The 14,314-nt window shown below is 72.1% G+C and carries 9 protein-coding genes; 1 reads left to right on the top strand and 8 read right to left on the bottom strand.

Annotation, left to right across the window (positions count from 1 at the left end; genetic code table 11):
- Positions 1-224: 224 nt before the first annotated feature.
- The 5 genes from ACZDYF_RS18580 to ACZDYF_RS18560 form a co-directional block, all read right to left on the bottom strand.
- Positions 225-4,553, bottom strand: coding sequence for an endo-alpha-N-acetylgalactosaminidase family protein (locus tag ACZDYF_RS18580; protein WP_475061147.1), 4,329 nt, complete (start codon positions 4,551-4,553; stop codon positions 225-227).
- 51 nt (positions 4,554-4,604) lie between these two features.
- Complete coding sequence (locus ACZDYF_RS18575) at positions 4,605-6,518, bottom strand: glycoside hydrolase family 35 protein (protein WP_475061144.1); 1,914 nt, start codon at positions 6,516-6,518, stop codon at positions 4,605-4,607.
- The gene (locus ACZDYF_RS18570) at positions 6,515-7,471 is read right to left on the bottom strand and encodes a carbohydrate ABC transporter permease (protein WP_475061138.1); all 957 of its coding nucleotides are present in this window, start codon (positions 7,469-7,471) and stop codon (positions 6,515-6,517) included. The genes ACZDYF_RS18575 and ACZDYF_RS18570 overlap by 4 nt, the downstream gene beginning before the upstream one ends.
- Positions 7,468-8,421 (bottom strand): carbohydrate ABC transporter permease, encoded by a 954-nt coding sequence (locus ACZDYF_RS18565; protein ID WP_191790125.1) that lies wholly within the window; start codon positions 8,419-8,421, stop codon positions 7,468-7,470. Before ACZDYF_RS18565 ends, ACZDYF_RS18570 begins: the two co-directional genes overlap by 4 nt.
- A gap of 145 nt (positions 8,422-8,566) precedes the next feature.
- Complete coding sequence (locus tag ACZDYF_RS18560; protein ID WP_204810082.1) at positions 8,567-9,874, bottom strand: ABC transporter substrate-binding protein; 1,308 nt, start codon at positions 9,872-9,874, stop codon at positions 8,567-8,569.
- A 314-nt stretch (positions 9,875-10,188) separates the two neighbouring features.
- Here ACZDYF_RS18560 and ACZDYF_RS18555 point away from each other — a divergent pair, with 314 nt between their 5' ends.
- On the top strand, positions 10,189-11,253 hold the full coding sequence (locus tag ACZDYF_RS18555) for a LacI family DNA-binding transcriptional regulator (protein WP_307824260.1): 1,065 nt from the start codon (positions 10,189-10,191) through the stop codon (positions 11,251-11,253).
- Positions 11,254-11,531: 278 nt separating this feature from the next.
- On the opposite strand, the gene ACZDYF_RS18550 is transcribed toward ACZDYF_RS18555, so the two are convergent.
- From ACZDYF_RS18550 to ACZDYF_RS18540, 3 genes are all read right to left on the bottom strand, one after another.
- Positions 11,532-12,824 (bottom strand): Dyp-type peroxidase, encoded by a 1,293-nt coding sequence (locus ACZDYF_RS18550; RefSeq protein ID WP_475061127.1) that lies wholly within the window; start codon positions 12,822-12,824, stop codon positions 11,532-11,534.
- A complete protein-coding gene (locus tag ACZDYF_RS18545; protein ID WP_475061124.1) occupies positions 12,817-13,413 on the bottom strand; it encodes a copper chaperone PCu(A)C in 597 nt (198 codons plus the stop codon). The genes ACZDYF_RS18550 and ACZDYF_RS18545 overlap by 8 nt, the downstream gene beginning before the upstream one ends.
- Before the next feature lie 146 nt (positions 13,414-13,559).
- On the bottom strand, positions 13,560-14,267 hold the full coding sequence (locus ACZDYF_RS18540; protein WP_475061120.1) for a copper resistance CopC family protein: 708 nt from the start codon (positions 14,265-14,267) through the stop codon (positions 13,560-13,562).
- Positions 14,268-14,314 lie beyond the last annotated feature (47 nt).

Below are 14,314 nucleotides of genomic sequence, written 5' to 3'. Positions count from 1 at the left end.
GAGCTGTGCTCTCGACTGATGAGAACCGTTCTCTGTAGAGGTGGAGCGTCCGCATGCCCGCAGATATTCCCGGCCCCCCGCACGTCCGGGACCCGTGTCCCGCTCAGCGCGCTCGCCCCGGTCGACCCCGTGCTGCGCGACGCGGGTCCCAGGACGCCCCGGGACTCGTGAAGAGTCCCGGGGCGTCCGGGTCGAGCGCCCCCCTCAGAGGAGGACCCGAGCGGCTAGCGGCAGCTCGTGGCCTCGAACTGCCTCTCGGTCGTGGTCGAGACCTCCTTGCCGTCGACCGTGGCGGTCGCGGTGAACGTCACCGTTCCCGCCTCGATCGCCTCGCTGCGGGAGTTGAACTTCTGGCTCGCGCTCTTGCCGGGCTGGACGTTGTTGAAGGTCTTGGTGCCGTAGGGCGTCGTGACCACCACGTCGACCGGGAAGGCCTCCTCGTTGACCGCGCGCGCCGTGACCTGGGCGCGAGCGCCCGTGCACTGCGAGGTGGCCGTCGTGGTGACCTCGAGCTCGGGCTCGGGCTCCGGGTCGACCGGGTCGGCGCAGGACACCTTGGCGGAGCCCCAGTCGGCGTGGTCGTTGCCGTTGCCGTCGCCGCCGTCCCCGACGACCAGGTCGAGGTAACGGACCCCCGTGACGGGCACGTTGAGGTCGACGGTCTTGCCGCCGCCCCTGAGCACCTCGGTCTGGGCGAGCTGCGTGCCGTCACCGAGGACCGTGAACTGCACGGAACCCTTGGTCGCCTGGACGTCGTCGACGCCCACGGTGGCCGTGAAGGCCTCGCACTGCGCGGCGAGGAAGACCCGGACGGTCGAGCTCGCGTGCGTGCCCAGCCCCTTCTCGTGGACGACGCCGCGCAGCGTGAGCGGCTTGCCGTCCTTCTCGCCCTGCTCGCCGTTGGACAGGTCGCGCTCGACCGGTCCCCACCCGTTGGTCGTCGAGACGAACGGCAGGTCGCTGACCCAGTTCTCGCCGCCGTTCGGCGGCACGACGACCCACACCGACTGGCCGGCCTCGACCGACCGCTCGCCGACGGGCGCAGCCGTGGTCGTGTACGAGCCGCCCGAGGTGAGCGTGTAGGCGTCGGCCGTGATCTTGCCGTGCGGGGTGACCTGCCACGTCGTGGTCAGGACGCCGCCGGCCGGCAGCGTGGCCGCGGTCGAGGCGTTGGTCGCCTCGACCTCCCAGCCCTCGGGCACGTCGAGCGTCACGGCGACGTCCGCGACGGCCACGGGCTCGTGGACCGTGAGCCGCGTCGTGACGGTGCTCGCGACGTCGGGCTCGAACGCGACGGGTCCCGGGGAGACCGTGAGGGACGCGCAGGCCGGGGTGGCCTCCGCGGGGCCCAGGTCCACGACGCGGAAGTCGTCGAGGATCAGGTCGGACTGGTTGCCGCCCGCGGTGAGCTTGCGCAGCCCCACCCAGGTGTCGCCGCAGCCGCTGGCGACGACGTCCTCGGAGAACGTCGCGGTCGTGCGCTGCTGCCCCAGCGGGGTCGCGTGCGTCTCGACCGACGCCGGGGCGCCGCTCGCGACCGAGTCGTAGCCCGTGACCCACTGGTACTCGCCGCCGTTGCCCGACTGGTAGTCGAAGCTCACGCGGTACTGACGCCCCGCCTCAAGCTTCACGGTGCTGGGCACGGTGCGGTAGACGAGGCCCTTGTTCTCCTCGTGCGCCTTGAGCGACCAGTCGCCGGACAGCGCGTCGTCGACGAGCTTCCCGTTCCAGCCGGCCTGCGTGTAGGGCGCGTTGCGCTTGGCGATGTGCGTGCGCGGGTCGGTCACGCCACCCGCGTCGCCCTTGACGAACGGTCCCCAGCCCTGGGGCACGTTCTCGAAGTCCTCGAACGCGACGACCGCTTCGCCCTCGACGGCCGGGGCCACCGAGCGCGTGGCGCTCACGACGCGCAGGTCGTCGACCCGCACGACGGCGTCTCCCGCCGAGGCGGAGACCGTCAGCGTCGGACGGGCAGGGCCCGTGACGTCGACGAGCACCTGGACGCGCTGGTAGTAGCGGTTGTTCTTCTCGTCGGCCGCGACCAGGTTCTTCGCGGTCGAGCGCTCCACGACGGTGCTCGCGGTCTGCGCGACGCCCTCGCCCGAGACGGACAGCGTGGTCGTGCGGGACTTCCCGGGCTGGACCTCGACCCACGCACTCACGGCGTAGGTGCCGGTCGAGAGCTCACCGAGCTGCTGGCTCAGCGACGAGGCGCCCGCACCGAGCGTCGCGACGCGCTGCCCGTTGGACAGGGTCTCGATGCCCGTGGTGCCGGTCGTCTCGTACGCGTCGAGCGTCGCGGCGTTGAAGCCGGGGTCGACGATGCCGCTCCCGGTGCCCCACGCGACGTCCTCGGCCGAGGGGGTCGTGACGCCCTGCGGGTACAGGACGTAGGGCTGGCCCGCGGTCGCCTCGACCGTGACCTTGCCGCCCGTGACCGGGACGTCCGCGACCTTCTCGCGGCCCGTCGTCGTGAGCTTGTACACGGTCAGGCTCGTGGCCCCGGAGAACTCGTCCGTGAGGGTCCACGTGGTCGAGCCGCCGGCCGGGTTGTAGTGGTAGAGCTTGCCGCCCTCGGCGGCCTGTCCCTCGAGCCCGGGGGCGTCGGACGCGTTCCACGGCAGGAGGTAGGTGCCGCCCGTAGCGACCACGGCGTCCCCGACGAGGATCTGCCGGTCGGCCGCGGCCTGGCCACGCGCCGAGACGTCACCCGTGAAGTCGATCCGGTCGGTGCCCCAGCGCACGATCTCCTGGTGCTGGAGGAACTTGGTCGGGACGTTGGTCGTCCAGACGTTCTTGTAGAACGCGTTCCAGTCGGTCTGCCCGGTCCAGCCCTCGAACTCGACGAGCCGCGCGTTGCCGAGCAGCGGGTGCGGGTTCCAGGTGTCCTTCTCGGCGTTGTCGATGAAGCGCACGATCTGGGAGTTCAGGCCCTTGTTCGCGGCGCCGCCGTAGTTCTCGTCCGCGGACCAGTGGCTCCACAGCGAGCTCGCCTCGAACTTGTCGGACCACTCGGTCGCGATCTGGAGGTCGTTGGCGCGGGCCGCGTCCGCGAGGGCGCGGGCCTGCCAGCCGAAGTTGTAGTAGACGTCGACGTAGAGGAGGTCCAGGTTGCCCTGGGTCTCGTCGGCGAGCTGGCCGATGCGCGCGGCCAGATCACCGCTGTTCACGTCGCGGCGCTGGTCGATGTAGTACGACTGGCCGAGCCAGTTCCAGCCCTTGGCCGACGGGTCGACGAGCTCGTCGGAGAAGGCGTTCGCCTCGGCGTAGGCCTCGGTCGCGTTGATGTGGACGCCGAAGTCCGCGTTCCAGTCGCCGCCCTGCTCGAGGAGCGTGTTCATGTCCTCGAGGCCGCCCGCGCGCTCGTTGTAGTTGCCGCCGTAGTCGGGGTGCGCGGAGTCGTGGCCCTCGGAGCCGTAGCCCTTGAGCAGCGCCATCTGGCCCAGGCCGTCGGTCGCGAGCGAGATGCGCTTGACGTCGTCGAGCGTGCGCAGGAACGGGTGCGTGGCCTGCGAGGCGAAGTTGAACGGGATGTGGGTCACGACGCGGTCGGCGACCTGGTCGGCGCCGAGCGCCTTGGGGGCGGTCGCGCGGAACGCGATCGCACCGTCCTGCCAGTCGACCTTGTCGTCGGCGTTGGCGTCGGCCGTCACGACGACGGTCGCGTACGGGAGCTCCTCGGTGACCGGCGAGCCCTGGGCCCGGTAGGTCCACGCGCCGCTCCAGACGCCCACGCGCACGCCGCCGTCGGCCGCGCGCGCCTGACGCTGCAGGCGGTTGCCGTCCGCGGCGGCCTTGCCGTTCGCCTCGTCGTAGACGCTGTTGGTCACGATCGTGGCCGACAGCTTGCTGGTGCTGACGATCGCGTACGCGGACCCGACCGGGTTCGCGTTGACGGGGGTCTGCCCCGTGACGGTCGTGAACGTGTCGCCGACCTTGCCACGGTCCGGGCTGATCACGGCCGAGGCGACCACGGCCGACGGGTCGGCCGACGAGACGGAGAGCAGGTCGTGGCCCGGGACCTCGATGGTCCCGACGCGGAAGGCCTCGGTGTCGGTCACGCCCGTGACGCGGAACGTCACGGCGCTGCCGTCGACCTCGAGGCGCGTGTCGATGCTGACGCCCGCGAGGTCGGGGAACGTCAGGCGGTAGTCGCGGCTCGTCTCACCGGGTTCGCCGGGCTCGACCGCGACGGTGCGGTCGGTGCCGTTGAGGCGCACCTTCGCCACGGTCGCGGTGCTGCCCGCGAGCGAGGCCCCCGACGCGCGGTCGGTGTAGCTCAGGACCCGTGGGAAGTCCGCGGCGACCTGGACGTCGAGCTGAGGAGAGCGCAGCGTCGCCGCGCCCTCGACGCTCGCCGCCGCGACCTGCTCGGCCGTCAGGCCCAGGGCCGAGAGCTGGTTGATGCTGCTCGCCGCCGCGGGGAGGGCGGCGACCGGCAGCGCCGCGAACGGCACCACGACCGCGGTGGCGAGCGCCACGAGCCGGCGGGCGCGGCGCGAGCCGCCGCCCGGGAGGGAACCGGCCCGGGGGCCAGGGGAATGTCGAACCATGTGCTGTCTCCTTCGATAGCAGTTCATCGGCCGTCCCCCGACCGACGGGCGTCACAGCTCTTCGACGTACTCCTCGGGCTCGCCGAGGACGGCCTCGTCCTTCAGCTCGAGGTCGGACCCGACCTCGTGCAGCTCGAGGACCGTGACGGTGTTGCTCCCTGCGCGCAGCAGCGGCGCGGGGACGTAGAGGGTGTGCTGCGGGCCGCGCTCCCAGTAGCGGCCGAGCAGCACGTCGTTGACCCAGACGAACCCCTTGGTCCAGCCGGGCAGGGCGAGGAAGGCGTCGGCGGGTTCGTCGACATCGAGCGTCGTCCGGGCGATCACGCCCTGCGGCCCGACGGCGTCGGCCCTGTCGGGGTCGGCAGCGTCGTCGGCGGCACCGGGCTCACCGGTGGCCCCGCCCGCCCACAGCCCGTCCACGGGCAGCAGGTCGAGCGGCAGGGACCGCGAGGTCCAGCCGTGCACGATGCGCCGCTCGACCAGGACGTCGCCGAGGATGCCCTTGTGCTCGCCGAGCCGGGGCCCGTAGTTGATGCGACCGAGGTTCTCGACGAGGATCTCGAGCCGCACGGGCACGCCCTGCCCGTGGACCGTGAGCCCGCGGTGCGAGGTCTCGCGCTCGAGGACGCCGACCTCGTGGCCGTCGACGTAGACGGTCGCGCGGTCGTGCAGCCCGAGGATCGAGAGCGTGCTGCTGCCGCGCGGGAGGGTCGGCGTGGCCGTGTGGAGCACGAGCCCGGCGTTCTGCCCGAGCTGCTCGAACGTCAGGGGCGACGAAGCGGCGGTCGCGACGCCCGAGGCCCGCAGGGCGGGCAGGAGCGGGCGCGTGCTCACCGGAGGCAGGGCCCGCGCCGGGAGCCGGACGGGAGGCTGGATCCACCGGTCGTCCTGGGTGTCCCCGACGTCGCCCCGGTGCTCGGTGAGCACCTTGCGCAGCGCGAAGAACTTGGACGTCACGGTGCCGTCCTCGGCCACCGCGGCGTCGGAGTCGTAGCTCGTGACGGTCGGTTGGATCCGCGTGCCGTCGTGGTTGGCCCCTGCGGTCAGCCCGAAGTTCGTGCCACCGTGCGCCATGTACAGGCTCACGGACCCGCCGAGGTCGAGGAGCTCGCGCACGTCGGACGCCGCGCTGTCGGCGCCGCGCACGTGGTGCGGGTCGCCCCAGTGGTCGAACCAGCCGTTCCAGAACTCGGCGCACACGAACGGCTGCTCGCCACGGCGGCCCGTGAGCTTGTCGAGCGCCTGCCCCGGACGGCTGCCGAACGTGGCCGCGGCCAGCACGCCCGGGAGCGTGCCGCCGTCGAGCATGAGGTCGGTGGGTCCGTCGGCCGTGAACAGCAGCTCGTCGATGCCGCGGGCAGCGAGCGCGTCGTGGACCCAGGCCATGTAGGCGTGGTCGTCGCCATAGCTGCCGTACTCGTTCTCGACCTGGACGGCCACGATCGGCCCGCCCCGGCTCGCCTGGAGCGCCGCGAGACGTGGTACCAGCTCGTCGAACCAGGCCGCGACCGCCGCGAGGTACGTCTCGTCGCTGCACCGCAGCCGGATCCCGGGCGTCGCGGTGAGCCACGCGGGCAGGCCGCCGTTGTCCCACTCGGCGCAGATGTACGGGCCGGGGCGCACCACGACGTCGAGCCCCAGGTCGCCCGCGAGCCGCACGAACCGCTCGACGTCGCGCCACCCGGTGAAGTCGAACGAACCGCGCTCGGCCTCGTGCCAGTTCCACGGGACGTAGGTGTCGACCGTGTTGAGGCCCATGGCGCGCACGCGCAACAGGCGGTCCTCCCACTGGTCGGGGTGCACGCGGAAGTAGTGGATCGAGCCCGAGAGCAGGCGGTGCGGCGCACCGTCCCGCAGGAGGGTCGCGCCGTCGGCGCGCAGGGTCGACGGGATCGCGCCGTCGGCGCGCAGGGTCGGTCCGCCGACCGGGCTCGAGGCCTGGTCGGCTGGGTGCTGCTGGTTCACTTGATGGCCCCCGCTGCGAGTCCGGAGCGCCAGAAGCGCTGGAGGGAGAGGAACGCGACGATGAGCGGGACGACCGCCACGAACGCGCCGATGATGACCATGTGCCGTTCGATCTGGCCGGCCTGGACGAGGGCGTTCCAGCTCACCAGCCCGACCGTGACGGGCCGCAGGTTCTCGGAGATGAGCACCTGCGAGGGGAGCAGGAAGTTGTTCCAGATCTCGACGAACTGGAAGAGGAAGATCGTGACGAGCGCGGGGGCCATCATCTTGAGGCTGACCCCGAAGAAGATGCGGCCCTCGCTCGCGCCGTCGAGGCGGGCGGCCTCGATGACCTCGTCGGGCACCGAGCTCGCGGCGAAGATGCGCCCCAGATACACGCCGAACGGGCTCACGATGCTGGGCAGGAGCACCGCGAGGTACGTGTTGACGATGCCCGTCGCGGAGAACATGAGGAACAGCGGCAGCGTGAACAGGACCTTGGGGATCAGGACCGCGCCGAGGACCACGCCGAACAGCACGCCCTTGCCGCGGAACTCGTACTTCGCCAGGGCGTAGCCCGTCGAGACAGCGATGAGCGTCCCGAGGCCCGCGCCGACGATCGAGTAGAGCGCGGAGTTGGCCATCCAGACGGCGAAGATCCCGTCCTTGTACGCGAACAGGTCGCCGATGTTGCCGAACAGGTCGAAGTTCGAGAACCACAGGGGGCTGCCCGCGAACGTGTACCCGGCGTCCTTGGTGGCCGCGACGAACAGCCACCACAGCGGGAACAGGAAGTACACGGCGGTGAGCGCGAGGACCGCCGTGACCGCGATGCGGCTCGTGGCCGTGGTCTCGATCGAGTCGCCGCGCAGGCCGCCCGTGGCGCTCTGGCTCCCCTTGGCGTCTGTGCGCCGGCGGCGCCTCCGGTTGCCCGTGGTCTTCTCGGCCCGGGCGGGTGCGGTGCTCGTGGTCACGAGGACCTCCTGGACGTCAGACGGAAGAAGAGGACGGACAGCACGGCCACGCCGACCGCGAGCAGCACCGACTGGGCCGCGGCGTACGGGTAGTTGGCCGACTGGAGCGAGGCCTGCGCGGCCATGATCGGCGTGTAGCTCGCGTCGATCGCCCCGGTGCTCTGCTTGAGCACGAACGGCTCGTTGTAGAGCTGCGCGGAGCCGATGATCGAGAAGATCGTGGTGAGGAGGATCGCGGGCCGTACGAGCGGGATCTTGATGCTCCACGCGGTGCGCCACGGCGAGGCGCCGTCGAGCTTGGCGGCCTCGAGCACCTCGCCCGGGACCCCCTGGAGCGCGGCGTAGATGATGATCATGTTGTAGCCGGTCCAGCCCCACGTCACGACGTTCGCGACGGCCCACAGGGCAAAGTCCTGGCTGAGGAAGTTGACGTCGATCCCGACCAGCCCGAGCAGCTGGTTGAACGGGTTGTTCGTGGGCGAGTAGAGGAACGACCACATGAGCGCCGAGACCACGGTCGGCACCGCGTAGGGCGCGAAGCTCGAGAGGCGGAAGAAGCCCTTGGCCCGCGCCGAGGCCGAGTCGATGAGGAGCGCGATCCCGAGCGCGAGGCCCAGCATCACGGGCACCTGCACGACGCCGAACAGGAGCACGCGGCCGATCGAGGTGATGAACGTCGAGTCGCCCAGCGCGTACGCGTAGTTGAACAGCGGGTCGAAGATCTCCTGCGTGCCGCCCAGCCCGAGCGCGTCGCGCTGGATGCGGAACATGCTCTTGTAGATCGCGAACAGGATGGGCGCGACGTACATCCCGACGAACAGCACCACGAACGGACCGACGAACCAGATCGCGTACCGGCTGGTCCGGCTGCGCGGTCGCTTGGGCGGCGTGGTCGCCGCGCGCTTCGTCTCGACCGGCGGCGGTGCCGCCGACGTCAGGCTCGTGGTCATGGTGGGTTCCTCAGGGGGGATGCGTCGTGGTGCCCGACGACGTCACGCGCCCAGGTGCACCGGTGCTCGCAGGTGCGTGGCGTCGTCGGGCCTTGTGCTGCTCGTGCGCGGCGGGAACCGCGCGGGTGGTGCTGGGACCGTCAGGTCACTCGTTGACGGCGATGCCCTGCTGCGTGAGCTCGGAGACCGTGGCCTCGCGGGCGCCCGTGAGCGCGGTCGCGACGGTCGCGCCGCCCTCCTTGGCGTAGGCCTGCTTCATGCCCGTGCCGAGCGTGCCCACGAGGGTCGAGACGCCGGGGCCCCAGGCCCAGTCCTCGTTGACCTGGCCGGACGCGGTCTTGAACACGTCGCTGATGACCTGGCCGCCGAAGTACTCGTCGCCCGTGGCGAGGAGCTCGGACTCGAGGCCCGCGACCGACGCCGGGTAGACGCCGCCACCCTTGACGAGCTCGTCGACCGACGCGGGGTCGGTGCTGATCCAGTTGGCGACGGTCCAGGCCGCCTCCGGGTCGTCGCAGCCCTTGAGGACCGCGGAGAGGCTGCCGCCCACGTTGCCGGTCTTGGCGTCGCCCGCCTCCCACTGCGGGAGCTCGGCCACGGCCCAGTCTCCCGACGAGGCCGCGGCGGAGTCCTTGAGGATGCCCGCGAACCAGGCGGCGCCGACGATCGTGGCGATCGAGCCGTCACCGAGGCCTGCGGCCCAGTCGTCGCTCCAGATGCTCGCGCCGATCACGTCGGCGTCGATGAGGCCCTGCCAGTAGTCGGCGACCTCGAGGTTGGCCGGGGAGTCGGGCGTGATGGACCACGCGTCGTCCTTGATCTCGTACCAGGGGGCGCCGGCCTGCCAGGCGAAGCCCGAGTAGTCGTAGTCCTCGTACGTGCCGGTCAGCTTGATGCCCGCGGCCTTGAGCTGCTCGCCCGCGGCCTGGTACTCGGCCCACGTGGTGGGGACGGCGATGCCGTTCGCCTCGAACACGGTCTTGTTGTAGAAGAGCACCATGGGGCCCTGGTCCTGCGGGGCGCCGTAGGTCTTGCCGCCCACGTTGACGCCGGCCCAGCCTGCGGGGGCGTAGAGGTCCTTGTCCTTCGCCGCGAACTCGGTGACGTCCACGACGTTGCCCTCGGCGACGAAGCTGGGGAGCGTCTCGAAGCCGACCTGGGCGATGCACGGGGCGTTGCCCGCGGTGATCGAGTTGCGGATCTTGTCGTAGCCGCCCTTGTTGCCGGGCTCGATCTGCGTGTACTTGATCTTGATGTCGTCGTGCGTGTCGTTGAAGATCTTGGCCGACTCGTCGTAGCCCGCGGCCCAGGTCCAGACCTCGACCTCCTTGACCTTGCCGTCGCCGCCTGCCGAGCCACCGGACGTCGTGTCCGACGAGCAGGCGGTCAGGCCGCCCGCAGCGAGGGTGAGGATCGACGCGACCCCGACTGCCTTGACGATCGATGACTTCATGACTCTCCTTCTGACCACACTGTGCTGAGGATGGAGCGGCGACGGCGCCGCGGTCTGCGTGGAGCACACTCTGGCACACGTTGATATGGATCACAACCCACTCATCACGGCGTGCCGCGAGGTGCGCAAAGCCGTCACTTTCGGCTGCATGTTCTGGCTGTTATGGTCAACACTGATAACAGAAGGATGACGACGACCCGGGCCGGAGAGGCTCGCGCTGTTGGCGTCCACTACGCTGCGGTGCACACCCGCGGCCCCGCACACCGAGGTGCCCGACGCTCCACGCCGAGCCCTCATCGCCCGAAGGAGAGCACGTGGAACGACCGTCACCGCCCACGCGGACGGAGCCGGCGCAGGGGAAGACCACGGCCGTTCCCGCCCGGGGCCGCGGCCCCGCGATGGCCGACGTCGCCCGCGTCGCCGGCGTCTCCGCCCAGACCGTCTCCCGGGTCCTGTCGGGGCACCCCAACGTCAACGAGACCACCCGCGACCGGGTGCGCGCCGCCGTCGAGCAGACCGGGTACCGCCGCAACAGCCTCGCGCGCGCGCTCGTGACCGGGCGCAGCAAGACCATCGGCGTCATCACGCACGAGACCGACTTCTACTCGGGCAGCGCCATGATGCTCGGCATGCAGCGTGCGGCCCGCGACGGCGGCTACTTCGTGAGCACCGCGAGCACCGCCTCGCTCTCCCCCGCCTCGATCGCCCAGGCCGTCGACCGCCTGCTCGACCAGGGCGTCGACGGGCTCGTCATCGCCGTCCCCGTGCGCGACGACGAGTCGCTCGGCGACCTCATCCACGGCACCCCGACCGTCGTCGTGGACGGCATGCAGTCGTCGGCGACCGAGGTCGTCGCGGTCGACCAGGTCGCCGCGGGGCGCGTCGCGACCGAGCACCTCCTGGCGCTGGGCCACGAGACCGTGTGGCACCTCGCCGGACCCGCCTCGTGGAACGACGCCAACGGCCGCACCGCCGGCTGGCAGGCCGCGCTGCACGACGCAGGACGCACCGAACCGCCCGTGCTCTACGGCGACTGGAGCCCCGAGTCCGGGTACCGCAACGGCCTGGTCCTGGGCCGCCTGCCCGAGGTCACCGCCGTGTTCGTCGCGAGCGACGAGATGGCGTTCGGGCTGATCCGGGGCCTGACGGAGATGGGCCGGCGAGTCCCCGAGGACGTGTCGGTCGTGGGGATGGACGACATCGCGCTCGCCGAGTACTGCTCGCCCCCGCTCACCACGGTGCGGCAGCCGTTCCACCTGACCGGCCGCCTCGCGGTCGAGCACGTGATCGCGCTCATCGCGGACCCGACGAGCGTGCACGAGCCCGAGGTCGTGCTGCCCGAGCTCGCGGTGCGCCTCAGCACGGCGCCGCCGCGCTGAGCGCGGCATGCCACGACTCCGGACGCGCCGGAGGCGGCCCGTCGCGTGAGCACCCCCCTGCAGGGCTCACGCCACGGGCCGCCTCCGACCCTCACGCCCGTCACGACCCCCATCGACGACCGAGCGTTCACCTGAGCAGAGGGGGGGTGGCGCCCGTTTGATACATGCTGTCGACGTGACCCCCGTCACATTCTGACATCGAGTGTCACCGGCCGCAGCAGGACGGCCCGCCCGGGGCGCCACGAGCACCCCGCACGAGCCGTCCGTCCGCGCACCCGTCAGCCCAGCAGCGCCTGCCCGAGGAACTCGCCCTCGGCGCACCCCGGCGGCACCGCGAACACCGCCGACCCGATGGGCGTGGTCCACTCGTTGAGCAGGTCCACCTCGTCGAGCCGACGCTGGACCGGCACGAACTGCCGGTCGACGTCGGCCTGGAACGTCACGAACACCAGGCCCGAGCTGCTGAGCGCGCCCGGGTCGGCCGCGACGTCGGGAGCGTCGTCGTAGCTGTACGCGCGCCGCAGGAACCGCTCGGCAGGGTCGTCGGTCCGGGCCCGCCGCACGTGCGCGGCCGGCCCGATCACGGTCAGCCCGTGCGGCCCGACCGCGTCGAGGTCCGGCTCGTCGTGCTCGCGGAGGCCCGTGAGCGGAGCCCCGTCCACGAGGCGGCGCCCCATGACGGCCTCGCGCGTGGAACGGTCGACCTCGTCCCACGTGTCGAGCTCCATGCGGATGCGCCGCACGACCATCGACGTGCCGCCCGCGAGCCACCCGTCCGTGCCGTCCGACCACACGAGCGGGGCGTCCGCGACCGGGTCCACGTTCCGTGTCCCGTCGATCTGCCCCATGAGGTTGCGCATGGTCCGCCCCGCGGGCTCGCTCCCGACCGACCGCCGAAAACCCCTCTGCAACCAGCGCACTGACGCGAAGTCGCGCGCCTCGCGCAGCAGCATCCGCACGGCGTGCGAGACCGTCACCTCGTCGTCGGCGCAGACCTGGAGCACCAGGTCGCCGTCGTTCCAGCGGTCCTCGAGCCGGTCCACGCCAAAAGCGGGCAGGGGGCGGAGCCACGACGGGCGCAGGTCGTCGAGCCCCGCGGCCGTGAAGACCGCAGGCCCGTAGCCGACCGTGACGGTGAGGCGCGCGGGCACCTCGGCGAGCTCGGGCTCGGTGTCGGTCAGACCGGGCCGTCCCTGCGTGAGGCGCGCGACGTCGTCGGTCCAGATCCGCATGAGCCGCACCAGCGCGTCCCGGTCCGTACCGGGTGCGAGCGTCAGCGCGACGAGCGTCAGGTACGCCTGAGGAGGTGTCTCGACGCCCGCCTGCCGCAGGCCGTGGAACGGGACGCGCGCGTCGCCGTGCAGCGAGGTCTCCCCCGTGCCCGACGACGCCGCTCCCGTCGCGGGAGCCGTGGCCCTCCCGGCCCACGCACCTCCCGCACCGGCGACCGCGACCACCCCGGCGGCGGCCCCGCCGACCAGGAACGCGCGGCGCGAGACCCTGGCCTGCGGGACCGGGGAGGTCCTGCCATCCGGGCTAGCGGGGCCGGGCCCGGGGCCGACGTCAGCCATCGTGACTCATGTCGTGATCCTCGCCGTGGCCCTCGTCGTAGCTCTCCTTGGCCCCCGCGAACGTGCGCGCCGGGGCGGTGACGACGAGCGTGGAACCGTCGCTCAGCTCGAGCGTGACCTCGTACTCGGCCCCGGCCTGGACCGGCGCGGACAGCTCCATGAGCATGAGGTGGTCGCCGCCGGGCTCGAGGGCGTGCTCGCCGCCCGCAGGGATCGTCAGGCCGCCCTCCTTCTGGCGCATGACCATGGTGCCCGAGGCGTCGGTCGCCATTTCGTGGAGCTCGACGCGAGACAGGTCGGACGTCGCGCCGACGACCGTGACCTCCTGGTCGCCGTCGTTGCGCAGGACGGCGAAGGCCGCGGTCATGCCCGACTCGGCGGCCTTGATCCAGGGATCGGTCGCGGTCAGGTGGTCGGCTGCGGTGCGCGCCGCGGCGCCGGACGACGCGTCCGACGAAGCAGTGCCCGAAGGCGTGCCGGACGAGGTTCCGGACGGGGTGCCCGAGCAGCCCGCGACCGCGAGGAGGGCGAGCGTCGTGACGGTCGCGCCGAGCAGGGTCGCGCGGCGGGTGGTGGTGCGTGCAGACATGGTGGGTCCTTCGGTCAGGGACCCGGCGTCGGGGCGCGCGGGAGCAGCCCGCGCCGCGGCGCCCCGAGATCCAGGCAGGACCAGGGGCGCCGCGGGGTCGCGGGGACGCCCGGGCGACGACGTCGCCGGGAAAGAGGTGGGGAGGGTCAGTCCTGCTGCTGCTGGCGGCGACGGACGATCAGCACGGCGACGACCACGACCGCGGCCGCGAGCACCGCGAGCCCGACGAGCAGCGGCACGACCGAGCGCGCCTCGTCGCCGGTCTCGTCGGACGCGTCGGACGTCGCCGCCGTGGTCGCCTCGGTCGTGCCCTCGGTGGCCGACGGCGTCACGACGGCGGGCTCGTCGGTCGCCACGGGCGCGGCCGGCTCGGGAGCCGCCGCGACCGCGAACGAGAACGTGCCCTCGATCGGGTGACCGTCCGAGGAGACGACGCGCCACGCGACCGTGTACGTGTCACCGGTCAGCTCGGCGGGCCACGGGAACGTCGCCGCGGTCCCCTCGATCGTGGGGCTGCCCTGCGCGACCACGGTCCCAGCCGTGTCGGTCACGACGACCTGCGGCTCGACCGCGAGGGGCTCGGTGCTGAACGTCATGGTGAGCGCGGCGGGCGCGGCGTCGAGCTGCGCGCCGTCCGCTGGGTCGGAGCTGATGATGCGGTCGTGCGCCTGGGCCGGGACGGCCCCGCCGATGCCGAGCAGCAGTGTCGCTGCCAGCGTGGCGAGGGCCGCGAGCAGGGCGACCAGGAGGCGGGCAGAGCGGGAGGTCGGGCGCGCGAGGGCGACCGCTCGGCCGCCGGGGTCGGCGACCGTGGACAGGGTGGACGGGTGGGACTGGTTGGTCTGCGAAGACATGGAAGACGCTCTCGATGAGGCGCGGCACGAGCTCGCGCACGGGGGGG

The sequence above is a fragment of the Oerskovia sp. PE-21s genome (assembly GCF_056158145.1).
The sequence above is the reverse complement of the archived record's forward strand: the minus strand, read 5'-3'. Positions and strand labels throughout refer to the sequence as shown.